A 24,112-nucleotide genomic window follows, 5' to 3' on the forward strand; every position below is an offset into this window, starting at 1 on the left:
GGAGAAAATTTGCCAAAATATAATCTTCTGGAAGCAATGAAGGAGCAAAAAAGGACGGACGCGAAGCTCACGGATAAAAAGCAAAAAATCATGGAGGCGGCCATTGCATTGTTTGCAGAGAAAGGGTATGGCAATACGCCGACAAGCGAAATCGCAAAAGCGGCCGGCGTTGCAGAAGGGACGATTTTCCGGCACTTCGGCACGAAAGACCATTTGCTTGTTTCGCTGATCGTTCCGTTTTTAAAAGATTCGATTCCTTTGATGGCGGAAGAGCTTTTTGAAAAACTGCTGTCAAACCATGGCCTCGGTTTTGAGGACTTTTTGCGGAACCTGCTCCGGGACCGGCTTCTCTTTTTAAAACAGAACAGGGAGATTTTCCAAATCATCGTAAAAGAGTTTTTTTATAATGAAGAAATCCGCCATGAACTGATACCGTATTTTGCGGAAAATATCGGTTCCCGGCTGGTGCAGGTGATCCGAACTTTCCAGGAACGCGGGGAGCTTTCAGACCAGCCCGCTGAAACCATGGCAAGGCATATCTTTTTTTCAATCGGCGGCACATTTATTTTTAAGTTTGTCTTCGGGCTGAACGGATCCCAGGATGAAGAGGCTGAGATTGAATCCGTTGTCCGGTTTGTGATGGACGGGGTGCGGAAGATAAAGGAGGACAGTCCCTGAATGCCTTGTGCACCGTTCGCTCCCTTGTGCAGAACAGATAAAAGCGCACGTTGCGGTCTGGATGCCTGGATCGGTGAAATGTCTAATTAGGGCTTGCTGAACGAATCCGATTCTGAGTTTGTACCCAATTTGTCAGCAAGCTCTGTCTTAAAATATAGAAGAATCCATCTTTGAAAATGCGATTCTTTCTTCTCTATCATTGAATCAGCTTTCAAGCGCAAGCTTTTCTTTGGATTTTTCTAAAACCCTTGCACCTTGCATTAAATTTTTCCAAATCTAGGAATTTTGGTTATTCAGCAAGCCCTAGGTTAAGGAAGCGTGGGAAATTGAAGGCCTTCCTTCACATAGGGCGCGTCTACGTTAAGAAAGCACGCAAAAACGGAGGCCTTTCTTCACATAGAGTCCGTCTATGTTAAGGAAGTGTGGAAAAATGAAGGTCTTCCTTAATATAGAGTGCGTCTACGTTAAGGAATCGAGAAAAAAATGCGTTGTTCCTTAACATAGAGCCTGTCTATGTTAAGGAAGCATAGAAAAATGACGTCCTTTCTTCATATAGGGCGCGTCTACGTTAAGGAAGCACGAAAAAAAGTGTTGTTCCTTAACATAGAGCCCGTCTATGTTAAGGAAGCATAGAAAAATGACGTCCTTTCTTTATATAGGGCGCGACTACGTTAAGGAAGCACGGAAAAACGAAGGCCTTTCTTCACATAGAGCGCGTCTATGTTAAGGAAGCGAGGAAAATTGAAGGTCTTCCTTCACATAGGAGGCGTCTACGTTAAGAAAGCACGGAAAAACGAAGGCCTTTCTTCACATAGAAGGCGTCTACGTTAAGGAAGCACGATAAAACGAGGCTCTTCCTTCACATAGAGCCCGTCTATGTTAAGGAAGCGTGGAAAAATGAATGCTTTCCTTCACATAGAAGGCGTCTACGTTAAGGAAGCACAGAAAAACGAAGGCCTTCCTTCACATAGAGTGCGTCTACGTTAAGGAAACGCGCAAAAAAAGTGTTGTTCCTTCACATAGAGCCCGTCTATGTGAAGGAAGCATGAAAAAATGACGTCCTTTCTTCATATAGAGTGCGTTTCAAGTGCAAGCTTTTCCCTTATTTATAAAAGTATGTTCATCCGGAGCTGCTAAGCCTGGGACTTTAGAGCCCGGTTTATTCATTGGGTTCTGCAATCGCATGGAAATCGTGTGCATCAAGCGGCACGATTTTTGTTTTTCTTGCGATTTTGTATCCGAACCACAATACAAGAAAGAACGGGATGCCAAGATAGGCCGCAATGACATTTCCCCAGTTAATATGCGGGGCGAGGAATGCCTGGTAGTCCTGGGCGAGTGTCACAATCAGGCAAACGGCAATGGCAAAAATCGGCCCGAATGGATACCATTTCGCTCTGTAAGGCAGTTCACTGAGCGAGTGCCCTTGCGCGAGAAAAGCTTTGCGGAACCGGTAATGGCTAACGCAGATGCCGAGCCAGAAAATAAAGCCAGTGATACCGATCGAATTCATAAGCCAAATATACACAACACCGTCCCCGAAAATGGAAGTGAAAAACGCAAGCATGCCGACAACTGCGGTTAAAATCATGGCCGGTACCGGGACGCCGCGCCTGTCAAGCTTTGAAAAAATGCGCGGGGCCTGTCCTTCTTTTGCCATTGCGTAAAGCATGCGCGTGGATGCGTACAGGCTGGAATTGCCGGCTGACAGAACGGCGGCCAGGATCACGGCATTCATCATCGAAGCCGCAAAGGAAAGGCCGGCTTTTTTAAATACAAGCGTGAACGGGCTGACGAGAACATTCTCGCTTTTCAGACTGCTGTTTGTATACGGGACAAGGAGCCCAATGACAAGGATGGCAAGTACATAGAACAATAGAATTCTCCAGAAAACATTTTTAATCGCTTTCGGCACATTTTTCGCCGGATCTTCACTTTCCCCGGCGGCAACCCCGACAATTTCCGTCCCCTGGAACGAAAAACCGGCCGCAATAAAGACGAGAAAAGTGCCGAGAAACCCGCCCGGAAACGGTGCATTCCCTATTGTGAAATTTTTTACGCCGGTTGCTTCCCCGCCAAGAAGGCCAAAAACCATCAACAAGCCGACAACGATAAAAAGAATAATCGCCGCCACTTTGATGAAAGAAAACCAGTATTCCCCTTCGCCGTAACCTCTAACAGTCAAATAATTAAGTAGAAAAATAAGTACAAAAAAGGACATGCTCCATAACAGTGACGGGCTGTGCGGAAACCAGAATTTCATGATCATAATTGAAGCAGTCAGTTCGGCGGCAATCGTCATCGCCCAGTTGAACCAGTATGTCCAGCCGAGTGCAAATCCGAAAGCGGGGTCGACGAATTTTGTCCCGTATGTGCTGAAGGCACCGCTTGTCGGCATGTAGGCGGACATTTCCCCGAGGCTTGTCATGACAAAATACACCATTGCGCCAACCAGTGCGTATGCCACAAGTGCTCCGCCCGGTCCCGCCGAATGGATCGCCGCGCCGCTCCCGAGAAACAGGCCGGTTCCGATGGCACCCCCGATCGAAATCATAGTTAAATGGCGTGCTTTTAGTCCTTTTCGGAGTGTTCTGCCCTGCTGCTTTGGAAGATGGATGTCCTGCTGTTTTTCCAATTCCATTTTTCTTTTCCCCCTTCGTTCGTTTCATAAGAGCGCTTACAAAATACATCTGTATATATTATCATATCAGGACTATTTGCAATTTTCATGCCAAAGGGTGAGGAACCATTTTTCGTGAAGCAAACACTGCATATGCAAAAATTTTTTGCATGTGTGCGAACGCTTTTGTTGATGCTGCTTTACATGCCGCAAATGGGGGCGCCTTTCCACAGTTCAGGATGCAAAATCAATTTGCATGTGGGCGTAAAATAACGTCAAAGGGGGGTCACACATAGACGTGGCGAACAGGAGAAGATCGTGGCGTCTCCGAGGCACTCAGAGGTGGCGAGCAGGAGACCCCGGTGGCCCGATTCCTGCCGGGGTGCGAATAAAAATGCCATTGCGTTTGGAAATGCAGGAACATGTTGCACACCAAAAGTTAGGCACAGTTGAAACCAAAATACCTCTTTTTTATGCAAAAATAAAGCGGGAGATTGTTCAGCCACCAGTTTTCAATCCAATGACAGCATTTTCCCGCACACCCAACGTATGAATATTTTGTTGTATAATAAAAGCAAAGTAAAAAGAAAACGGTGATAAAAGTGAAAAGTAACTTTTCATTTTTTAAAGGGAAATGGGACGTTCTTGCAAATTTGGGTGAAACAGCTGAGAAAAATGTTTATCAGGATCCACATACAACAATTATGAAGCTGAGGTTGTTTGCCGAGACGTTGACCAAGTTCGTACTGGCAGCCGAAAATATCAAGGAAGCATACGGAACATCCCAAGTGGATCGTATCCATATGCTGCGCAGAGAAGGTTTGATTGAGCCGGAACTGATGGATATTTTTGAAACGCTGCGTCGCAAGGGAAACCAGGCCATGCACGAAGCCCTGAAATTTACAACAGAGGAAGCAAAAGCACTGCTGCGGCTCGCTTTTCGCCTGTCCATTTGGTTTATGGAAGTATACGGAGAATGGGATTTTCAAGCGCCGGAATACATAGAGCCGAAAGAGCAGAAGAAAGTTGATACGGAACAGCTCCAGCAGGAATACGAAGAGAAGCTGAAAAAGCTTGAAGACGAGTTAGAATCTATTAGAGCAAAAGCTTCTAAAGAAAATGCGGAAGAGAAAACGGAACGGAAAAAGAGAGCTGTAACCTTTATGCGCCGCCATGAGCTGACGGAAGCGGAAACACGTGCCATTATTGATGAGAAGTTGCGTGCCGCCGGCTGGGAAGCAGATACAACTTTGTTGAATCATTATACACATGGTACAGTGCCTGAAAAGAACCGGAATATGGCCATTGCGGAATGGAAAGTTGGCAAAGGCAGAGCGGATTATGCTTTATTTATCGGTTTGAAATTGGTAGGGCTCATAGAAGCAAAGGCGAAGAAAAAGACGATTCCGAGCGCGCTGGAAAGCCAGACAAAAGTTTATGCAAGACAAGTTCGTCAAATTGAAAATGAAGAGATTTTACAAACGCGAAATGAATATAAGGTGCCTTTCCTATACGCAACCAACGGCAGGCCTTTTTTAAGGCAGCTTCAAGAGGAATCGGGCATTTGGTTTTGGGATTCCCGTAAGCCGCTTGAACACGCCCGTCCGCTTGAAGGCTGGCACTCTCCCGATGATTTGCTCATGTTACTGAGCCAGGATGATGAGGATGCCAATCAGCGGCTTGAAGAAGAAAGCATCTCGAAATTCGGATTGCGTCCTTATCAGGAAAAAGCAGTGCTGGCAGCCGAAGAAGCACTGAAAGCCGGAAAAAGAAGGATGCTCATCGCCATGGCCACAGGGACCGGGAAAACCCGTACCGCAATTGCCCTCATGTACCGGCTCATTAAATCGAAAAAATGCAGGCGCATTCTTTTTCTAGTCGACCGCAACTCACTCGGGAAACAAACGGAAGATGCCCTGAAGGATACTAAGATTGAAGGTTATTCATTCTCTGATATTTATGATGTGAAGTCGATCGGGGACATTTCACCGGAAGTGGCAACAAAAGTGCACATCGCAACGGTGCAAGGGATGGTGCGCCGGCTGTTCTACAGCAATGAAGAAAAAATTCCGAGCGTCGGGCAGTACGATTTTATTATTGTAGATGAAGCGCACCGCGGCTATACAAGCGACAGGGAAATGTCCGAAGATGAACTGTTGTTCAGGGATCAAAACGATTATGTCAGCCAGTACAGGCGCGTTCTTGACTATTTTGATGCGGCCTGTTTAGGGTTGACCGCGACACCGGCGCTTCATACGACGCAAATTTTCGGCATGCCGATCTTTAAATATTCGTACAGTGAAGCGGTACTGGACGGCTATCTGGTTGACCATGAGCCGCCTTATGTATTCAAAACGGAACTTTCACAAGCGGGGATCACTTTTGAGAAAGATGAAGAAGTCGAAGTGTACGATGCGGAAAACGGCGAAATTCAATTAGAAAAAATGGAAGATACCCTTCATTTTGAAGTTGAACAGTTTAACAAAAAAGTGATCACGGAATCTTTTAACAGGGCGGTGCTGAATAAACTGGCGGATTATATTGATCCGTCCGGTAAAGAAAAAACATTGATTTTTGCCGCTACCGACCAGCATGCAGACCTGGTTGTCCGTTTATTGAAAGAGGCATATGCCGAACGCGGCGATGAGATAGAAGATGATGCCATTATGAAAATTACGGGGTATATTTATAAGCCGCTCGATGCCATTAAACGTTTTAAAAACGAAAGGCTGCCAAATGTTGTTGTGACGGTTGATCTGCTCACGACCGGTGTGGATGTGCCGGCCATTACGAATCTCGTCTTTCTACGCCGCGTTCAATCCCGTATTCTGTATGATCAAATGCTCGGCCGCGCCACCCGCCTTTGCCCTGAGATCGGGAAAAGCCATTTTAATATTTATGATGCTGTTGGGATTTACGATAAACTTCAGCCTTATACAGAAATGAAGCCAGTCGTGAAACAGCAACATGATAGTATTGGCGAGCTGTACAAGTCGCTTGTGAACGCGCAAACGGAAGAAGAAGCCAAATTTTACCGCGATCAGTTGGGCGCAAAAATCCAGCGGCGCAAACAAAGGCTCAGTGAAGAAGCAAAACAGAAATTTGAAGAGCTGTCCAATGGCAAAAATATTGAAGACTGGGCGAAAGAAATTCAATATTACACGCCGCAGGAAGCAAAGCAAAACAGCCTCTTGTTTGAGTACATGGAAAATTACCGGACAGGTGGAGATAAACGCTATATTTCCAATCAGGCAGACCGGGTAACAGCAGTCATCCGGGGCTATGGTGAAGGGAATGAACGACCTGAAGATTACCTGGATGGATTTGTAAAATTTATTAAAGAAAATATCAATGAAATTCCCGCACTCCACCTCGTTTGCACGCGCCCGAAAGATTTAACAAGGCAGGACTTGCGTGAATTAATTACGATACTGGAGACGAAAGGGTTTAAACAATCCCACTTGCAAACGGCCTGGAAACAAACGAAAAACGAAGATATTGCGGCCGATATCATCAGTTTCATTCGCCAAGCTGCATTAGGCGAATCGCTTATTGACCATGAAACCCGGATCAGGCGGGCGATGCAAAAGGTGTACGCCCTGCATGACTGGACGCCGCGGCAGAAAAAATGGCTGCAGCGGATTGAAAAGCAGTTGCTGCAAGTTCCGGTGCTGGCGCCAAACCCGGAAGAGGCGTTTGGGGAAGAACCGTTCCGCAGCCAAGGCGGGTATAAGATTTTGAAACGCGAATTTGGTGATGAAATTGATAGGATTGTGGATACAATTAATGACAATCTGTATGTGATATAAATACACCCAGTTCATCCATTTGGATTTTGGCAGTTGGATGAACTGGGTTTAATTATTTTGGAAGACCCGATATTTAAAGCTTGTCGAGAAAAACTTGACAGAAACATGGACTTTTTGAGGTTTGGGCATATATAATATACATATACAATTGTATATGTATAATTACATATGCTACGGAGGTGATTGCAGTGTTCAATAAACCCCCAATAGAAATTGAATTTGAAACAAGGCAGGAAAAAGAAGCTTTTATCAAATGGGTTTTGGAACCAAGTGCACCATCAGAAGAGCTAAAACGCTTGAGTCAAATTCGGAAAAAAGCAAAAACAGTACAAATGATGCAAAATCAATTCGGGCGAAGCCATTCTCAGAACAACACAGAAGCCTCTGCAATTGTCAGGAGAAAAGGCGTGCAGAAAATACCAAGTTACACTCTTAAAAGTCACGCCCTGCAGATTATAAATAATAACGGCAAATATACCAGTGGTGTTTCTTTGGATTTAAATAAAAGGAATGTCGGCAGACGAAATAAAAATTCAATACATGGTGGTAAGGGGAAAGTATGAAGCTTGTTCCTATAACACAAGTTGACCGGCGGGTTATTGAAGATTTCACATGTTTATTTCCTAAGTATGAGAAACACCAACAACAGCTGAAAAAGGATCATGAAGAGATTGATGAATATCTAAAAGAAAAAGCATTAAAAAATCATTTAAATAATTTAGTAAGAACCCACCTCCTTTTAAATGAAACCGAAAATAAAGTGATTGGGTTCTTTTCTTTGTTTAACGATAGCTGCTTCATTTCTAACAAAAAAGAAAAAAGCCTAAAGTTCAAACAATTTGAAATTAATAGAGGAGAAGGAATCACTGATCTTCCAGCTATCCATCTCCATAAGTTTGCTATACATCAATCATATCAGGGAAAATCCTTTGGAGGTATGAAATTCAGCGATTATTTATTGAGTTGTGTGTTTGATACAGTAGTAGCTGTCACCACTTTGTCGGGATGTATGCTGATTATATTGGAAGCAACTGATAATGCATTTGCCTATTATCAACATCGTGGTTTTAAAGTATTAAATAAAAAAAGTGGAAATACATTGCCTTTAATGATTTTTAAGGTTAATGATATCCCAAACTGCTAGTTGTGACAATTATTGTGAGAAAAATGATAAATGAGAAAGCAGGAGAATGATGAATAACCAGGAGATCGTACAAAAGCTTTGGAACTTATGTAATGTTTTACGTGATGATGGAATTACATATCAGCAATATGTGACGGAATTAACGTATCTGCTGTTTTTAAAAATGATGAAAGAGCAGGAAACAGAATCTGCCATCCCGGAAGGCTACCGTTGGGATGACCTTGTGGCAAAAGAAGGGACGGAGCTGAAAACATTTTATCAGCACTTGCTGCTGTATTTGGGCAGCAGCGGCAATGAAATGCTGCGTCATATTTACAGCGATGCAGCGACCAGTATTTCAGAGCCGAAGAACCTTGAAAAAATCATTAAATCGATTGATGCACTCGACTGGTACAGCGCAAAAGAAGAAGGGCTGGGCAATCTGTATGAGGGATTGCTTGAGAAAAACGCGAGCGAAAAGAAATCGGGGGCGGGGCAATATTTTACACCGCGCGTCCTGATTGATGTGATGGTGCAGCTGGTCGACCCGAAAATCGGTGAGCGCTGCGCTGACCCGGCAGCCGGCACTTTTGGCTTTATGATTGCCGCGGACCGTTATTTAAAACAACAAACGGATGACTATTTTGACCTGGATCCGCAAATGGCGGAATTCCAGAGAAAGGAAGCTTTCTCCGGGATGGAACTGGTAAAAGACACGCACCGTCTTGCATTAATGAATGCCCTGCTCCACAGCATGGAAGGGCGCATTGAGCATGGCGACTCTTTATCCAACAACGGGAAATGGATGAAAAATCTGGATGTCATTTTAACCAATCCTCCTTTTGGCACAAAAAAAGGCGGCGAACGGGTATCGCGTGATGACTTGACGTTTGACACATCGAACAAGCAATTGAATTTTCTGCAGCTGATCTACAATGCCTTAAAAGATGATGGCAAAGCGCGTGCAGCAGTCGTTTTGCCGGATAATGTGCTGTTTGAAAGTGGCGTTGGTGCGCAAATCCGCCGCGACTTAATGAACAAATGCAATCTGCACACGATTTTAAGGTTGCCGACAGGTATTTTTTACGCACAAGGGGTCAAAACAAACGTCTTGTTCTTTACAAGGGGAAAAACCGACCGGGACAACACAAAAGAAGTGTGGGTGTATGACCTCCGCACGAACATGCCGTCATTCGGGAAACGCAACCAGTTGACGATGGCGCATTTCGAAAATTTCATGAAAGCATACGAAGCCGAAGACCGTTCCAAAGTGGAAGACGAGCGCTGGAATGTGTTCACACGCGAAGAAATTGCAAAAAAAGACGACAGCCTCGACATCGGCCTGATCGCGGACGAGTCATTGTCCTCATACGAAAACTTGCCGGATCCGATTGAATCGGCAGAAGAAGCGATTGCAAAACTGCAGCAGGCGATGGACTTACTGGGCGAAGTGGTGGATGAGCTGCGTGCTGTGGAAATGGATGAGGTGGTCTTGAAGTGAGAAAGAAGCAAAAGACCATGGAGGAGTTATTGGAAGAAGCTTTGGTGCCAGAGGGAGAGCAGCCGTATGAAGTGCCGGGGAATTGGGTGTGGGTGAAATTAAAAACAATTAATAAGGATAAAAAGCGCAACATTGATCCAAAAAGCTTTAAAGACGAAACGTTTGAATTATATAGTGTACCTAGTTTTCCTGAAGGATCTCCTGAATTTATTAAAGGCGATGAAATAGGGTCTAGTAAACAGCTGGTTAATAAAGATGAAATTTTGTTGTGTAAAATTAATCCTCGTATTAATAGGGTATGGAAAGTATTAAATAACCATGGGAAGTTTCGGCAGCTAGCTTCAACAGAATGGATTGTTATAAGCGAAAATAAAGCAATTTATTCTGAGTATTTACTATACCTGTTGAAGTCTCCTTATTTTCGAAAACTAATTACATCAAATGTATCAGGTGTAGGTGGTTCGCTTACAAGAGCAAGACCTAAAGAAGTTGAAACTTACCCTATTGCTGTACCGCCAATAAAAGAGCAAAAACGCATTGCAGACAAAGTAGAGCGTCTTTTAAGTAAAATCGACGAAGCAAAACGGTTGATTGAGGAAGCGAAGGAAACGTTTGAACTGCGTAGGGCGGCTATTTTGGATAAGGCGTTTCGGGGGGAGCTGACGAGGAAGTGGAGAGAGGAAAATAAAAACATTGAAGATGCCGAGTCATTATATGTCAAAATAAAGGAATCTCAAAGTATACGGAGAAAAGTATCAAAGGAAATTAATATTAAAGACTTAAGGTATAGCATTCCATCAACTTGGAAATGGGTAAGATTAGGAGATGTCTTTACAATTACTTCTGGAGGCACTCCAAAAAGAACTATTCCAGAATATTACGAAGGAAATATACCATGGATTAAAACCGGTGAAATAAAATGGAATGCTATTAATGAAAGTGAAGAGCAAATTACTCCTGAAGCAGTTGCAAATAGTTCTGCAAAGTTGCTTCCACCAAATACTGTTTTGGTTGCTATGTATGGCCAGGGATTGACAAGAGGTAGAGCTGCTATTTTAAGTGTGGAAGCGACTTGTAATCAAGCTGTTTGTGCGTTATTGCCTAATGATTATATAGCACCAGAATTCATATTTTATTATTTTATGGAAGGCTATCAAAGGTTTAGACAGGTGGCAAAGGGAGGTAATCAAGAAAATTTGAGTGTCTCGTTAATATCAGACTTTATTTTTCCATTGCCGCCATTAGAAGAACAGAGAGTAATAATCACCACTTTACAAAATATATTTAAAAAAGAAAGTAAAATAAAAGATGTAATCAAAATAAATACAGACGAAATAAAACAATCCATCCTCTCCAAAGCCTTCCGCGGCGAGCTTGGAACGAATGATCCGACCGAAGAAAGTGCGATCGAGTTATTAAAAGAAGTGCTGCAGGAACAAGTGAAATAAGCGTAATCATGGCAGGGGCTGTTTGTTGATTCCCCTGCCTTTTTCTAACTGCCTGGCTAGAGGTGATCTTTGAAGCCGCTGTGTTTTACCACGTCAAATCCCGAGCCGTTTCATCCGGTACTGGAGACTTTGCCGGCTTAACCCGAGCTGTTCTGCTGCTTTTGATATATTCGACCCGTTTGCCTCAAGCGCTTCTAAAATACAATGCTTCTCGTATTCAAACAGCCGGTCTTTTAAAAGCGGTGATTTTTCCGCCGGCGAATTGAAGTGGCCGGACTGCCGGTACTGCATGGGCAGATGGCGAAGCTCAATCATGTCTTCATCGAGCATGACATTCATCGCTGCCTCAATCATATGCTCCAGCTCGCGTATATTGCCAGGCCAGCGGTACGACCGGAAGAAAGTGAGCACTTCCGGTGTGATCCCCCTGACATTCATTTGAAAAAGGGGATTGTATTTTTGAATAAAATGGCCGGTGAGAAGGGGCAAATCTTCCAGCCGGTCCCGTAACGGCGGGATAAACAGCGTCACGACACCAAGCCGGTAATACAAATCTTTGCGCAGCCGGTGATTTGCAATCGCTTCGTAAGGCGTTTCGTTCATGGTGGCGATCACGCGCACATCCACCGGCTTTTCCTGCGTGCCCCCGATCCGTTTTACTTTTTTCTCTTGCAGCACGCGCAAAAGCTTTGCCTGCAAATGAATGTTCAACGCATTGATTTCGTCGAGCAGAAGCGTGCCGCCGTCCGCCTGTTCGAACAGCCCTGCGCGGTCAACAGCACCTGTAAATGCCCCTTTCTTCGTGCCAAATAAGATACTTTCAATGAGATTGTCGGGAAGCGCAGCGCAGTTTTGCGCGATGAACGGTCCCCGGCTTCTTTCGCTTTCATAATGGATGCTTTGCGCGAACAACTCTTTTCCCGTCCCGGTTTCACCGATAATCAGCACATAGGAGGAAGTGCGGGCGGCGCGCCTTGAAAATTCAATGACTTCGGAAATCGCCTTGCTTTTCCCGATAATATGGTGAAATGTATATCCGGTATGGGACTCGTGGTTTCGGCGGATGAGGCGCTCAATTTTCGTAATGTCCTCCGCAATTTCAACAGCGCCCGCCAATTTTCCTTTATAATAAAACGGATACGTATGGTTGACGGAAGTAATTTCGCGGCCTTTATTGTTAAAGTACGTCTGTTTGACAAGATGGCTTTCTTCTCCGGTTTTGAGCGCCTTTAACAAGGTGCTTTCTTCACTGCTGCGGAAGCGGAAAACATCTTCCAACTTTTTATACAGTACTTCACGGCTGTCCATCCCCTCAATATCCCGCATTTTTTGATTGTAAATCATCGTGCGCCCTTCTTCATCCACTGCATGAATGCCGGCATCGACGAGATTCATTATTGTTTCGTACAACGCGAGGAGTACATCTTTTGTTTCTTCCATGTTGTGTCCACCCCCTTCGATGATAAAAATTTTAAAATATTTTGCGGCTTTATGCAAAAATTTTTTGCATTTTCACTGAAAAAACCGCACGAAGGCCTTTTTTTCATGATGGCATTCTTTTTGCATATGAATGGATAGGGACATTGAAAAGAAGGGGGAAACAAAATGGCACAAGTAAAAGAGCAAGCGAAACAAGTAATTGAAAAAACGGAACAGTTCGGTGCGCATAATTATGCGCCGCTTCCGGTTGTCATTTCGGAAGCGGAAGGGGTGTGGGTGAAGGATCCGGACGGCCGCCGCTATATGGATATGCTGAGTGCTTATTCGGCACTGAACCAGGGGCACCGCCACCCGAAGATCATTCAGGCATTAAAAGACCAGGCGGACCGTGTGACGCTCACATCACGCGCGTTTTATAACGACAAACTTGGCGAATGGTACGAAAAAGTGTGCCAACTGACGAAAAAGGATATGGTGCTGCCGATGAACACCGGGGCGGAAGCGGTGGAAACGGCGGTCAAAGCTGCACGGCGCTGGGCATATGATGTGAAAGGCGTGCCGGACAATAAAGCGGAAATCATTGCCTGTACCGGAAATTTCCATGGCCGTACGCTGCTTGCGGTGTCGCTCTCATCGGAAGAAGAATATAAACGCGGCTTCGGGCCGATGATTGAGGGCATCAAGCTCATTCCGTACGGGGATGCGGAAGCGCTGCGGGAAGCCATCACTCCGAATACGGCAGCGTTCCTTGTTGAGCCGATCCAGGGGGAAGCTGGCATCAACATTCCGCCGGCCGGGTTTTTAAAAGAAGCAGCGGATATTTGCCGCGCGTCCCGGGTGCTTTTCATGGCAGACGAGGTGCAAACCGGGTTAGGCCGGACCGGCAAGTTGTTTGCGGTTGACTGGGAGGGTGTTACCCCGGATGTGTTCATTCTTGGGAAAGCGCTTGGCGGCGGTGTCATGCCGATTTCCTGTGTAGCTGCAAATAAAGAAATACTGGGTGTATTCAACCCGGGGTCGCACGGCTCGACGTTCGGCGGCAACCCGCTTGCATGCGCGGTATCGATCACAAGCCTTGAGGTGATTGAAAAAGAAAAATTGGTGGAACGCTCGCTCCGGCTTGGGCAGGTGCTCCTGGAGAAACTGCGTGAAATCAAGCACCCGTCGATTAAGGAAATCCGCGGCCGCGGCCTTTTCATCGGCGTGGAGCTCACGGAACCGGCGCGCTCCTATTGCGAAGCATTGAAAGAGGAAGGGCTGCTTTGCAAAGAAACGCATGAAAACGTCATCCGCTTTGCCCCGCCGCTCGTCATAACGGAAGAAGAGCTGGAATGGGCCGTTGAACGAATCCGGAAAGTTTTCGAGGAGAAAAAATGATCAGAAGCCTGCGCTGCCAAACGGCGGGGCGGCTTTTTTGATTGGGAAGAAATATAAGAGGCGCCCACGCATGCGAAATGTTTTTTGGGGGCCAGCCAAAAAGAAAAAATAACTATGCATTGCCGGCAGGGCCATGCCAAACATTCATTTGGAAAGTAATATGCTGTTCGAGTGGTGCACAGGTAGCAAAAATATATTTGAAAGCGGTGGTTCACTTATCATTGCCTTTCGTACATGCGATGAAGGACATTTCGTTGCAGGGGAGCCGGTCAAATGTCCTTCATACCCGTGATGAAGGACATTTCGTTGCAAGGGAGCCGGTGATTTGTCCTTCATACCCGTGATGAAGGACATTTCGTTGCAAGGGAGCCGGTGATTTGTCCTTCATAACCGTGATGAAAGACATTTCTTTGCAGGGGAGCCGGTGATTTGTCCTTCATAACCGTGATGAAGGACATTTCGTTGCAAGGGAGCTAATCATTTGTCCTTCATAATCGTGATGAAGGACATTTCATTGCAAGGGAACCGATCATTTGTCCTTCATCCTCTCAATCATAAAAAATGGTAGAGCTTCTGTGCGCAAACTTCGGCACGACGCATGGTCTCTTAGAAACTATTAAACAGACAAAAGAGGGTTTCATACGTACTGTACTTTTTAAAACCCATTAAAAAGAAAAAACGGAATCCCGCGCAAAATGCCTGTTTTTTAAAAGTGCCGTCAAAAAGACAACAATGAGATGCAAAGCCTTGCATGTGAACGAGGTCTCCCGCCGTCCTGGCAAAGACGGTTGATTCTAAACGCCAGGGCAGGTACAATAAACTATGTAAACGCTTTCAAAAACAAGTCCATAAACTTCAGCATGGAAAAGGGGAATGGCATGATCAGCGAAAAGTTTCTCAATACCAGGTTATTGGACATCGTGTTTGAAAAAACATACTCCGGCACATTGATCGTGGATCACGAAGGTTATATCCGTTACATGAGCCGTAATTTTTGCGATTTTTTGAAAGTGGAACGAAACGAAGTGATTGGCGAACACGTGACCCATACAATTGAAAATACGAGAATGCATCTTGTGGTGAAAACGGGAAAAGCCGAACTTGCCCAGCTGCAGTTTTTAAGAGGCGAATATGTCATTGCAAACCGCATTCCGATCATAGAAGATGGAAAAATTCTCGGGGCTGTCGGGATTATCATTTTCAGAGATCTATACGATTGGCAAAAGCTGAACACCCATATCCGGCATATGCTGTCGCAAAGCGGGTTTTTGCTTGAGAAGCAGCCCCGTGCAGCCGGCGTAAAATATATGCTCAACGATCTGATTGGCACCTCCCGGCAAATGGCGCTCCTGAAAGAAAAAATCAAAAAGGTGTCGCGCGGGGATATCACTGTATTGATTACCGGAGAGAGCGGAACCGGAAAGGAGCTGGTTGCCCACAGCATTCACAGCTCTAGCGACCGGAGCAGTGGTCCGTTTATCAAAATCAACTGCGGCGCGATTCCCGAACATCTCATGGAATCCGAGCTGTTCGGATATGAAGAAGGATCGTTCACCGGTGCGAAAAAAGGCGGCAAGCCCGGCAAGTTCCAGGCGGCGGAAGGGGGGACGATTTTTCTCGATGAGATCGGCGACATGCCAGTGATGATGCAGGTAAAACTATTGCGCGTGCTGCAGGAAAAAGAAATCGAACCGGTTGGCGCGGTCCATCCAAAACCGATCGATGTCCGTATCATCGCGGCAACAAACCAACCGCTTAAAGAACTGGTCGAACAAAACCGTTTCAGAAAAGACTTGTACTATCGCATCAATGCCATCCAGCTGGATATCCCTCCGCTCCGCACCAGGGTGGAAGATATCCCGCTTTTGGCGCGGCATTTCCTAAAGAAAGCATCATCCGGCCTCGGCAAAAGGGTCACCGGTTTCAGCCCTGAAGCCCTCTCCGCGCTCGAAGGGTACAATTGGCCGGGAAACATCCGCGAACTGGAAAATGCTGTTCACGCAGCGGTCTACATGGCCTCTTCAGATACGATCGGGTTAGAGGACCTGCCTGACGGAATCCGTGAACACTTAAACAGAAAAAAAGAAAGCAGTTTGAAAGAAAGGATGGAGGCAGCGGAAAAACAAATGATTGAGGAAGCGCTGCGGGCTGCCTGTTTTGATAAAAAACAGGCGGCTAAAGCCCTCGGGATTGGCCACTCCACGCTTTACGACAAAATGAAAAAGCTTCGTATTGAGGTAAAATGAACGAAGTTTTTCACGCCAAACGATCAGGATAGATATTGCTGGGCTTGCTGAATAAGAGAAATTTCTGGATTTGGATAGGATGCTGACAGCTTTGGCAACCATTTAAACAAATCCAGGGAAATGCTTGCACTCGAAAGCCGATTCAACGTATTGAGAAGATAAAATGCCCCTTTTCGCAAAAGGATTCTTCTATATTTTGAGACCCGAGCTTGCAGATAAATTGGGCACAAACTTAGAATCGGATTCGTTCAGCAAGCCCTATGTAAAATGAACTTAAGTTTTGACATCAAGCCCGAACATCCACTTGCAGGAGCACTATTTTTTAATCATCCGGAAATCCGGATTGGCCTTCTGAAATTCCGAATCTGTTTTTCTGCCATAAAGCCGCTGTTTGCATCATAGATTGGTAAAGGAACGTTTCGGAAATCGGGAAACCCGGCCGCCTTTTCCAACACGCACATGCTGTTTTTCGCCTCTTTCAAGCTGGCATACTTCTTGCTTTTTATAGGGCATCAAAGTGTTGGAAAGGGGGAACATGGTTGCACGTTGGCTGGATGATCAAGAACATTGCAGAGGATCCGGACCCGCTTGTTTCCGGAAAAACTGCGGTGCAGGAAGAAACCGGAAGAGCATGGACTTTCAAGGAATTGCACGCGATTTCCAATGCTTATGCAAACAAGCTTACACAGCTTGGCGTCCGGAAAGGAGACCGGGTCGGCATTCTGCTCTACAACTGCCTTGAGTATTTCGGCCTTTATTTTGCGGCGGCGAAAATCGGGGCAATTGCAGTCCGTTTGAATTTCCGCTTGTCAAGCCCCGAACTGGTCTATTGCTTAAACGACTCCGGCACAAAAATATTATGTTTTCACGCAGGTCTTGCCGGACGGATTGAGCCGATTCAACACGAGGTGCCGGTTGAACAATTTATCTGCCTTCAGGATGAAGCATCAGCCGTTCCCGGATGGGCGCAGCCGTTTTCCGTGCTCGGGGAAGGGCAGCAGGAAGACCCCGGCGTGCCATCTATCCATTTAAATGACCCGGTGATGCTGATGTATACGTCCGGGACGACGGGAAGGCCAAAAGGTGCGATTTGGACGCATAATACGACATTCTGGTTTTCAGCCATTCAAGCTTTGAAATGGGGGTTTCAAGCCCGGGAAACGGCCATGACAACGGGGCCGCTCTACCATGTCGGCGCAATGGAAGACATTGCTTTGCCGGTTCTCATGCGGGGCGGAACCGTCATCATTACAAAAAGTAAAAACTTCGAGATTCAGAGAGTCCTGTCCGTCATAGAAAAGGAAAAGGTAACATGCTGTTTTTTATTTCCTTTTATGATTTATGACATGCTGCACTTGCCGGATTTGGCACAGTACCGGCTGGAAACGCTGAAGACGATTTACACCGGCGGGGACCCGCTCATGCCGTGGGCTTTGGAAAGTATCCGGGCACATTTTCCGCACATTGGCGTCGTCCAGGTGTACGGTTTGACAGAAGGGCAGCCGATTGCCGCTTCACTCGACCCGCAGGATGCCGCAAAAAAAGGCAGTACAGTCGGAAAACCGATGCCTTTGACTGCAATTCAAATTGCAGATGATGCCGGGAACCCGCTTCCTGCAGGAGAAGTGGGCGAAATTCTCATTAAGAGCCCTGCTGTTTCAGAAGGGTATTGGAAAAAACCGGAAGCAACAATGGAGACGTTTGCGGATGGCTGGTGCAAAACAGGGGATCTTGGCTTTTTTGATTCGGAAGGGTTTTTAACCATTGCCGGCAGGAAGAAAGATATGATCCGGAGCGGCGGAGAAAATATTTATCCTGCAGAAATAGAAGATGTGCTTTACCGCCATGAAGCGGTAAAAGAAGTCTCTGTGATCGGCATCCCCGATCCAAAGTACATGGAAGCAGTTTGCGCCATTATTGTAAGAAAAGATGGCGCACGGCTGACGGAAAAAGAAGTGACCGAATACTGCAAACGCCATCTTGCAAGCTATAAAAAACCGCGCAAGGTCATTTTCGTTAAGGAAATTCCGCGCACGCCTTCCGGGAAAGTGCAGAAGTTCAAACTCCGTGAACAGTTTGGTACGGGATGAGAGGAGTATTTTCCCACTGCTATAAATCGTTTACAGATACCGGGGGAGAAAATACCAACCTTTTGATTGCCCGGATAAAAACGCCCGGGAATTCAACGCAGGATGACAGGTTGCGCCCGTCAGTCTGACAGAAAAAGCGGCCATACAAACGCCGTTATAAGGTTGGTGCAACGTCAGGCGTTTGTATCCCCAAAAACACGGATAAAAACGCGGGGAATTCACTACGGAATGACAGGTTGCACCCGTCAGTCTGGCAAAAAAGCGGCCATACAAACGCCGTTTTCAGGTTGGTGCAACGTCAGGCGTTTGTATCCCCAAAAACACGGATGAAAACGCCCGGGAATTCAACGCGGGATAAAAGAAGGCGTTCGCCACTTTGCCGAGAAGATCCGCATTCAAACGCTGTAAATTTTTTACCGGGCAGAATAGGAGAATGGCTTTGATAAAAGCGAGTGAATCTCGTATGCAGGAATTTTCTTAAAAAGGGAACTTTGTTTTCCCGACCGATCACCGGAAAGGAGCATGTACATGGAACAAAGCGGCATTGCCAAAAGCAAACTCGTTTATCCAAGTGATGATAAAATCCGTTCAACCGAAATCGGTTCAAGCGAAGCATTTGAGGAACTGCTGCGCCTGTCGCAAACGGATCCGGAAGCATTTTGGGGGCGCGTTGCCAAAGAGCTTACCTGGTATGAACCGTGGAAGGAAACAATGACAGGCAGCCTCCCCGGGTTCCGCTTTTTTGAAGGCGGGGTGAGCAACCCATGTGTGAACCTGCTTGACCGCCATGTCGAAAACGGTGCCGGCAACCGGACGGCGCTCATATGGGAAGGGGAAAACGGCGATTCGAAGTTTTTTACGTACAATATGCTGCTTGCAGAAGTAAATCGGTTCAGCAATGTGTTGCGCGGGTTCGGCGTAAAAAAAGGCGACTGCGTGGCGATTTTCCTGCCAAACTTAGCGGAAGCGGTGATTGCTGTGCTCGCATGCTTCCGGATTGGCGCGATTTACAATACGATTTTTTCCGGATACTCGGAAAAATCACTGAAAGACCGGCTTGTGAATTTTGAACCGAAAGTCATCGTGACGGCCGATGCAACCGAGCGAAGAGGGAAAAAGATTTTCCTCAAGGAAAAAGTCGACCGTGTTGTTCCGGACATTCCGTCTGTCAAAGCGGTCGTCGTTGTGGACCGGCTCGGGACGGATGTCAATATGGAGGCGGGCCGCGACTATTGGTGGCATGAAGAAACAAGGAAGGCAAGCATCCATTGTGAGCCGGAGCGGCTGGAAGCGAACGAGTATGGCATTGTGTTTTACACAAGCGGCACAACCGGGAAACCAAAAGGCGTTGTCCATTCCGGCATGGCGTTTGTCGTGCAAAATTACATTTACGCCAAGTACCATATGGACCATCGCGATGACGATGTGCTCTGGTGCTCGGCGGATATCGGCTGGCTTACGATGCATATTTGGGGCATTGCCGGCGCGCTTTCAAACGGTGTCACAACCGTCTTTTACGAAGGGGCGATTGATTATCCGGAAAAAGACCGGTTTTACCGGATCATTGAAAAGTACCGGGTGAACAAATTGTTTACAGCTCCGACCGCACTGAGGATGTTGAAAAGCATGGGGGAGCATCCGCTTGAAAAATATGATTTATCGTGCCTGGATGTCGTCTCCCTTGTCGGCGAGCCGTTTGATGCGGAAACATGGCAGTGGACATATGAAGTGCTCGGGAGAAAAAAGATTTGCGTGAATAACACATGGGGGCAGACGGAAACAGCCGGATCGCCGCTTGCCGGTGCCGCCTGGCTGACCCCGATGAAACCGGGTTCTGCGGGCCGGCCGTTTTTAGGCGCTGTAATCGATGTCGTCGATCAGGAAGGAAATCCGGTGCCGCGGGGGACGCTCGGAAACCTTGTCATTCAAAAGCCGTTTCCGATGCTGTGCCGCACGCTTTGGAAAGAGCCGGAACGTTATCTCGGCTCGTATTTCAGCCAGGTGGACGGCTGCTACTATGCAAGCGACCTGGCGATGATTGATGAGGACGGCTACGTATGGGTCACCGGCCGTTCGGATGATGCGTTCAATGTTGCAGGGCACAGGCTGAGCACGATGGAAATGGAAAGTGCGGTGCTCGAAACCCCGGGTGTATCTGAAACCGCTGTCATTGGCGTGCCGGATGAAATCAAGGGCGAGGTGCCGGTCTGCTTTGTGCGTTTGAGCGACGGGACGGAGGAAAGTGAAGAACTGAAAGAAGCGATCAAGGCCCGGATTGTCGATCAAATCGGGAAAATTGCCGTGCCGAAAGCGATTTTGTTTACGGACACGTTGCCCAAAACAGTGAGCGGGAAAATCATGCGCCGCTTGTTAAAGGAAATTGTCGTAAACGGTGCGGCTACAGGGGATATGACCGGCCTCGAGGATCCCGCAACCATTGCGCGCATTGAACAGCTGGTGGCCAGCCACAGGGCGGAAAGATAAACAATGCCTTAAAAAGGAAGGTTTGCCCTCAACGTTTTTGACAGGAAACCGGCCGGGCCGCCAGTAAAAAGAAGGGCGTTACTGTTTGCCCGCCGGTCCCTTGCAGCGTTTTACAGGGAATCGGAAGCGAACTGGAAAAAGGAGCATGCGGCGGTTGATTTTTTCGCAATCCCGGCGGCTGCACCTGAAAAGTCAGCAAGAATGCAAAAAAACCGGCGCACCGGATTATCCTGCGCCGCAAAAGGAGGAAGCCTATGGATTTCGAATTGTCTAAAGAACAGATTATGCTGCAGGAGATGGTTCGGGACTTTGCTGAGAAGGAGATCGAACCGTATGCAAGAGAAGTAGACGAAACCGGGAAAATGCGGATGGAGACGTTTCAAAAGCTCGGCAATCTCGGCCTTTTAGGCATCCCTTTTCCGGAAAAATACGGCGGAGCAGGCGGGGATACCATCTCTTATTGCATCGCGGTCGAAGAAATCGGCAAGGCATGCGGGGGAACAGGGCTCAGCTATGCCGCAAATACAAGCCTCGGCGCAAGCCCGATCTACTATTTCGGCACCGAAGAACAGAAGCAGAAGTGGCTCGTTCCGATGGCAAAAGGCGAAGCGCTCGGCGCATTCGGGCTTACGGAACCAAACGCCGGATCCGATGCCGGCGGAACAAGGACAAAAGCGGTGCTTGACGGCGATGAATGGGTGATCAACGGCGAAAAATGCTGGATTACAAACGCCGAATACGCCCGCCAAGTGATCGTGACAGCCGTAACCGGCAAAAGGGAAAACGGTCGTAACATCATTTCCGCCATCATCGTGCCGGCCGATGCACCGGGCGTGGCGATTACAAGCCCGTATGAAAAAATGGGCGTCCGCGGATCCAACACGTGCCAGATCGTGCTCGAAAACGTCCGTGTCCCGCGTGAAAACCTGCTTGGCGACGAAAACAAAGGATTCAGCCAGTTTTTGTACACGCTGGACGGCGGGCGCATCTCCATTGCCGCATTATCGGTCGGGATCGCCCAAGCCGCATTCGAAAAAGCGCTTCGATATGCAAAAGAACGGATGCAGTTCGGCCAAGCGATTTCAAAATTCCAGGCGATCCAGTTCAAACTTGCCGATATGGCGATGGAAATCGATCTTGCCCGAAATGCCGTGTACAAAGCGGCATGGCTGAAAGATCAAGGAAAACCGTTCAGCAAAGAAGCCGCTTATGCAAAACTGTTTGCGTCGGAGATGGGATTCCGCGTCTGCAACCAGGCGATCCAGATCCACGGCGGGTCCGGTTATATGCGCGAGTACGGTGTGGAGCGCCATCTTCGCGACATTAAACTGATGGAAATCGGCGAAGGCACATCCGAAATCCAGCGGCTTGTTATTGCCAGAAAGCTTGGCTGCTAGGATAGAAGATTGGAAGACTTGCGTCGCACAAGTTTGCATTCGAATGGAAAGGAGCGTTGCCATTTGTTTAAAAAAATTCTGATTGCCAACAGGGGAGAGATTGCGCGGCGGGTAATCCGTACGTGTAAAAAGCTCGGTGTAAAATCTGTCGCGGTGTATTCCGAGGCGGATGCGGGGGCTCTTTTTGTCCGCGAGGCGGATGAAGCGTACTGCATCGGCAAACCGCCTGTCAATCAAAGTTATTTAAATGCCGATGCGATCATCCGGGCAGCCAAAGAAAGCGGGGCGGAAGCGGTTCATCCGGGTTACGGGCTTTTGTCCGAGAATGCGCCTTTTGCCCGGAAATGCATTGAGGCGGGGCTCATTTTTATCGGGCCTTCTCCTGAAATCATTGCCGCAATGGGCAGCAAAATTGAAGCGCGCCGCACGATGAAAGCAGCAGGCGTGCCGGTGATTGAAGGGGTGGATGATCCGCTTGCAGATGAAGAAGCGGCGGTCCGAGCGGCGGAAAAAATCGGTTATCCCGCAATGCTGAAGGCTTCAGCAGGCGGTGGCGGAATCGGGATGCAAGTGGTCCAAAGCGAAAAAGAGCTGCGCAAAGCGTTTGCCGGTAACAAAAAGCGGGCGGAAATGTTTTTCGGGGCCGGCGCGATGTTCATTGAAAAATATATTGAAGAACCGCATCACGTGGAAATCCAGATTCTGGCAGACCAATATGGAAACGTTGTGCCGCTTATGGAGAGGGAATGTTCGATCCAGCGCCGCCACCAGAAAGTTGTCGAAGAAGCGCCATCGCCTTTTATCAGCGAAGCAACCCGGCAAAAGATGCTGGATGCGGTAGTGAAAGCAGCAACATCCATCGGGTATATCAATGCCGGCACGATAGAAATGATCGTGGACCGGGACCAGCATTTCTATTTTCTTGAGATGAATACAAGATTGCAAGTGGAACATCCGGTGACGGAAGAAATTACCGGGCTGGATATTGTGGAAGAGCAGTTGAAAGTTGCTTCAGGCGAACGCCTCACGATCACGAGGGAGACGCTCAAGCGGAACGGTCACGCGATTGAAGTGCGGATTTATGCCGAAGATCCGAAGACATTTCTGCCATCGCCGGGCAAAATTACGGCTTTCCGGCTGCCGGAAGGGGAAGGCATCCGCAATGAGACGGCCGTGGAAGCAGGTTCTGAAGTGACCCCTTTTTATGACCCGATGATTGCCAAACTGATTGCCTGGGGCAGCTCGCGCGAAGAAGCTTGCAAAAGGATCAGGGATGCGCTTTTAAACTATCAAGTGGAAGGGATTAAAACGAATATTCCAATGCTGATTGACACCGTCAGCCACGAACAATTTTTAAAAGGGTACACCACCACGCATTTTGTCAATGACTTTTTAAAACAAGCGGAATCCCGCAAGTAGGCAGGTTCGAAAAGGGGAGAATCCGAAAGAAAGCGGGCCTGCCACTGGTTAAGGTAGGCAGGAAGACAACCCCGCCGTCATCTATTTTTAATGGGTACACAAAGATTTAAACCAAGCAGAGCCCTGGGAGTAAGATGGTCAGGTGGAGGAATGGATTAGTCGGGTTCAAAGGTGAAAGGCGGGGAGCACCCGGGAGAACATGCAAAAAAGATCCCGGCCATGATCAAATTGTTAGTGACTTTCTAAAACAGGAGGAAAAGCAGATGGAAATTACAGCAAGTATGGCAGGAAGTGTTTGGAAAGTGCTCGTAAAGGAAGGCGACCAGGTGAAGGAAGGCGACGATGTGGTCATTCTTGAATCCATGAAAATGGAAATTCCGATTGCCGCCGAGGAAGACGGTACAGTCGTAAAAGTCCATGCTCAGGAAGGCGAGTTTGTCAACGAATCCGATGTGCTGGTGGAACTGGAGTAGCGCAATT

15 protein-coding genes are annotated in these 24,112 nt (G+C 47.2%); 13 read left to right on the forward strand and 2 right to left on the reverse strand.

Features of this window, described 5'->3' with window-relative positions; all coding sequences use genetic code 11:
- Nucleotides 1-9 precede the first annotated feature (9 nt).
- The gene (locus tag BCOA_RS26720) at nucleotides 10-678 is read left to right on the forward strand and encodes a TetR/AcrR family transcriptional regulator (RefSeq protein ID WP_014097129.1); all 669 of its coding nucleotides are present in this window, start codon (nucleotides 10-12) and stop codon (nucleotides 676-678) included.
- Between the two features lie 1,159 nt (nucleotides 679-1,837).
- Here the strand turns inward: BCOA_RS26720 and BCOA_RS26725 are convergent.
- Nucleotides 1,838-3,319, reverse strand: coding sequence for an amino acid permease (locus BCOA_RS26725; RefSeq protein ID WP_014097130.1), 1,482 nt, complete (start codon nucleotides 3,317-3,319; stop codon nucleotides 1,838-1,840).
- A 581-nt stretch (nucleotides 3,320-3,900) separates the two neighbouring features.
- Between BCOA_RS26725 and hsdR the strand changes: the two genes are divergently transcribed.
- The 5 genes from hsdR (at nucleotide 3,901) to BCOA_RS26755 (ending at nucleotide 11,179) form a co-directional block, all read left to right on the forward strand.
- The gene (gene hsdR / locus BCOA_RS26735) at nucleotides 3,901-7,107 is read left to right on the forward strand and encodes a type I restriction-modification system endonuclease (RefSeq protein ID WP_014097131.1); all 3,207 of its coding nucleotides are present in this window, start codon (nucleotides 3,901-3,903) and stop codon (nucleotides 7,105-7,107) included.
- A gap of 188 nt (nucleotides 7,108-7,295) precedes the next feature.
- Nucleotides 7,296-7,670 carry a hypothetical protein gene (locus tag BCOA_RS26740; RefSeq protein WP_014097132.1) on the forward strand — a complete coding sequence of 125 codons (375 nt, stop codon included), beginning with the start codon at nucleotides 7,296-7,298 and terminating at the stop codon, nucleotides 7,668-7,670.
- Nucleotides 7,667-8,251 (forward strand): GNAT family N-acetyltransferase, encoded by a 585-nt coding sequence (locus tag BCOA_RS26745; RefSeq protein WP_014097133.1) that lies wholly within the window; start codon nucleotides 7,667-7,669, stop codon nucleotides 8,249-8,251. The genes BCOA_RS26740 and BCOA_RS26745 overlap by 4 nt, the downstream gene beginning before the upstream one ends.
- Before the next feature lie 49 nt (nucleotides 8,252-8,300).
- Nucleotides 8,301-9,731, forward strand: coding sequence for a class I SAM-dependent DNA methyltransferase (locus tag BCOA_RS26750; protein ID WP_014097134.1), 1,431 nt, complete (start codon nucleotides 8,301-8,303; stop codon nucleotides 9,729-9,731).
- Nucleotides 9,728-11,179 (forward strand): restriction endonuclease subunit S, encoded by a 1,452-nt coding sequence (locus BCOA_RS26755; RefSeq protein WP_258434496.1) that lies wholly within the window; start codon nucleotides 9,728-9,730, stop codon nucleotides 11,177-11,179. The genes BCOA_RS26750 and BCOA_RS26755 overlap by 4 nt, the downstream gene beginning before the upstream one ends.
- Nucleotides 11,180-11,272: 93 nt before the next feature.
- Here the strand turns inward: BCOA_RS26755 and BCOA_RS26760 are convergent, their stop codons facing one another.
- A complete protein-coding gene (locus tag BCOA_RS26760) occupies nucleotides 11,273-12,619 on the reverse strand; it encodes a sigma-54 interaction domain-containing protein (protein ID WP_014097136.1) in 1,347 nt (448 codons plus the stop codon).
- Nucleotides 12,620-12,784: 165 nt separating this feature from the next.
- On the opposite strand from BCOA_RS26760, the gene BCOA_RS26765 reads away from it, so the two are divergent.
- From BCOA_RS26765 to BCOA_RS26800, 7 genes are all read left to right on the forward strand, one after another.
- On the forward strand, nucleotides 12,785-13,996 hold the full coding sequence (locus BCOA_RS26765) for an ornithine--oxo-acid transaminase (protein WP_014097137.1): 1,212 nt from the start codon (nucleotides 12,785-12,787) through the stop codon (nucleotides 13,994-13,996).
- Between the two features lie 878 nt (nucleotides 13,997-14,874).
- A complete protein-coding gene (locus BCOA_RS26775) occupies nucleotides 14,875-16,242 on the forward strand; it encodes a sigma-54 interaction domain-containing protein (RefSeq protein ID WP_014097138.1) in 1,368 nt (455 codons plus the stop codon).
- Nucleotides 16,243-16,781: 539 nt separating this feature from the next.
- Entirely contained in the window at nucleotides 16,782-18,332 is a 1,551-nt protein-coding gene (locus BCOA_RS26780) for a class I adenylate-forming enzyme family protein (RefSeq protein ID WP_014097139.1), read from the forward strand.
- Nucleotides 18,333-18,860: 528 nt separating this feature from the next.
- Nucleotides 18,861-20,816 carry an acetate--CoA ligase gene (locus BCOA_RS26785; protein WP_014097140.1) on the forward strand — a complete coding sequence of 652 codons (1,956 nt, stop codon included), beginning with the start codon at nucleotides 18,861-18,863 and terminating at the stop codon, nucleotides 20,814-20,816.
- Between the two features lie 254 nt (nucleotides 20,817-21,070).
- The gene (locus BCOA_RS26790; RefSeq protein ID WP_014097141.1) at nucleotides 21,071-22,213 is read left to right on the forward strand and encodes an acyl-CoA dehydrogenase family protein; all 1,143 of its coding nucleotides are present in this window, start codon (nucleotides 21,071-21,073) and stop codon (nucleotides 22,211-22,213) included.
- Between the two features lie 63 nt (nucleotides 22,214-22,276).
- Nucleotides 22,277-23,632, forward strand: a complete 1,356-nt coding sequence (locus BCOA_RS26795; RefSeq protein WP_014097142.1) for an acetyl-CoA carboxylase biotin carboxylase subunit — start codon at nucleotides 22,277-22,279, stop codon at nucleotides 23,630-23,632.
- A 263-nt stretch (nucleotides 23,633-23,895) separates the two neighbouring features.
- On the forward strand, nucleotides 23,896-24,105 hold the full coding sequence (locus BCOA_RS26800; RefSeq protein WP_014097143.1) for an acetyl-CoA carboxylase biotin carboxyl carrier protein subunit: 210 nt from the start codon (nucleotides 23,896-23,898) through the stop codon (nucleotides 24,103-24,105).
- Nucleotides 24,106-24,112 lie beyond the last annotated feature (7 nt).

This window comes from Heyndrickxia coagulans 36D1, assembly GCF_000169195.2.
Classification (GTDB): Bacteria; Bacillota; Bacilli; order Bacillales; family Bacillaceae_C; genus Weizmannia; species Weizmannia faecalis.

What these genes read in the sequence shown, in the direction of transcription:
- BCOA_RS26800 (WP_014097143.1), top strand. Translation starts at nt 23,896, where the DNA reads ATGGAAATTACAGCAAGTATGGCAGGAAGTGTTTGGAAAGTGCTCGTA.
- BCOA_RS26790 (WP_014097141.1), top strand. Translation starts at nt 21,071, where the DNA reads ATGGATTTCGAATTGTCTAAAGAACAGATTATGCTGCAGGAGATGGTT.
- BCOA_RS26760 (WP_014097136.1), bottom strand. Translation starts at nt 12,619, where the DNA reads ATGGAAGAAACAAAAGATGTACTCCTCGCGTTGTACGAAACAATAATG.
- BCOA_RS26785 (WP_014097140.1), top strand. Translation starts at nt 18,861, where the DNA reads ATGGAACAAAGCGGCATTGCCAAAAGCAAACTCGTTTATCCAAGTGAT.
- BCOA_RS26725 (WP_014097130.1), bottom strand. Translation starts at nt 3,319, where the DNA reads ATGGAATTGGAAAAACAGCAGGACATCCATCTTCCAAAGCAGCAGGGC.
- BCOA_RS26765 (WP_014097137.1), top strand. Translation starts at nt 12,785, where the DNA reads ATGGCACAAGTAAAAGAGCAAGCGAAACAAGTAATTGAAAAAACGGAA.
- BCOA_RS26750 (WP_014097134.1), top strand. Translation starts at nt 8,301, where the DNA reads ATGAATAACCAGGAGATCGTACAAAAGCTTTGGAACTTATGTAATGTT.
- BCOA_RS26775 (WP_014097138.1), top strand. Translation starts at nt 14,875, where the DNA reads ATGATCAGCGAAAAGTTTCTCAATACCAGGTTATTGGACATCGTGTTT.
- BCOA_RS26745 (WP_014097133.1), top strand. Translation starts at nt 7,667, where the DNA reads ATGAAGCTTGTTCCTATAACACAAGTTGACCGGCGGGTTATTGAAGAT.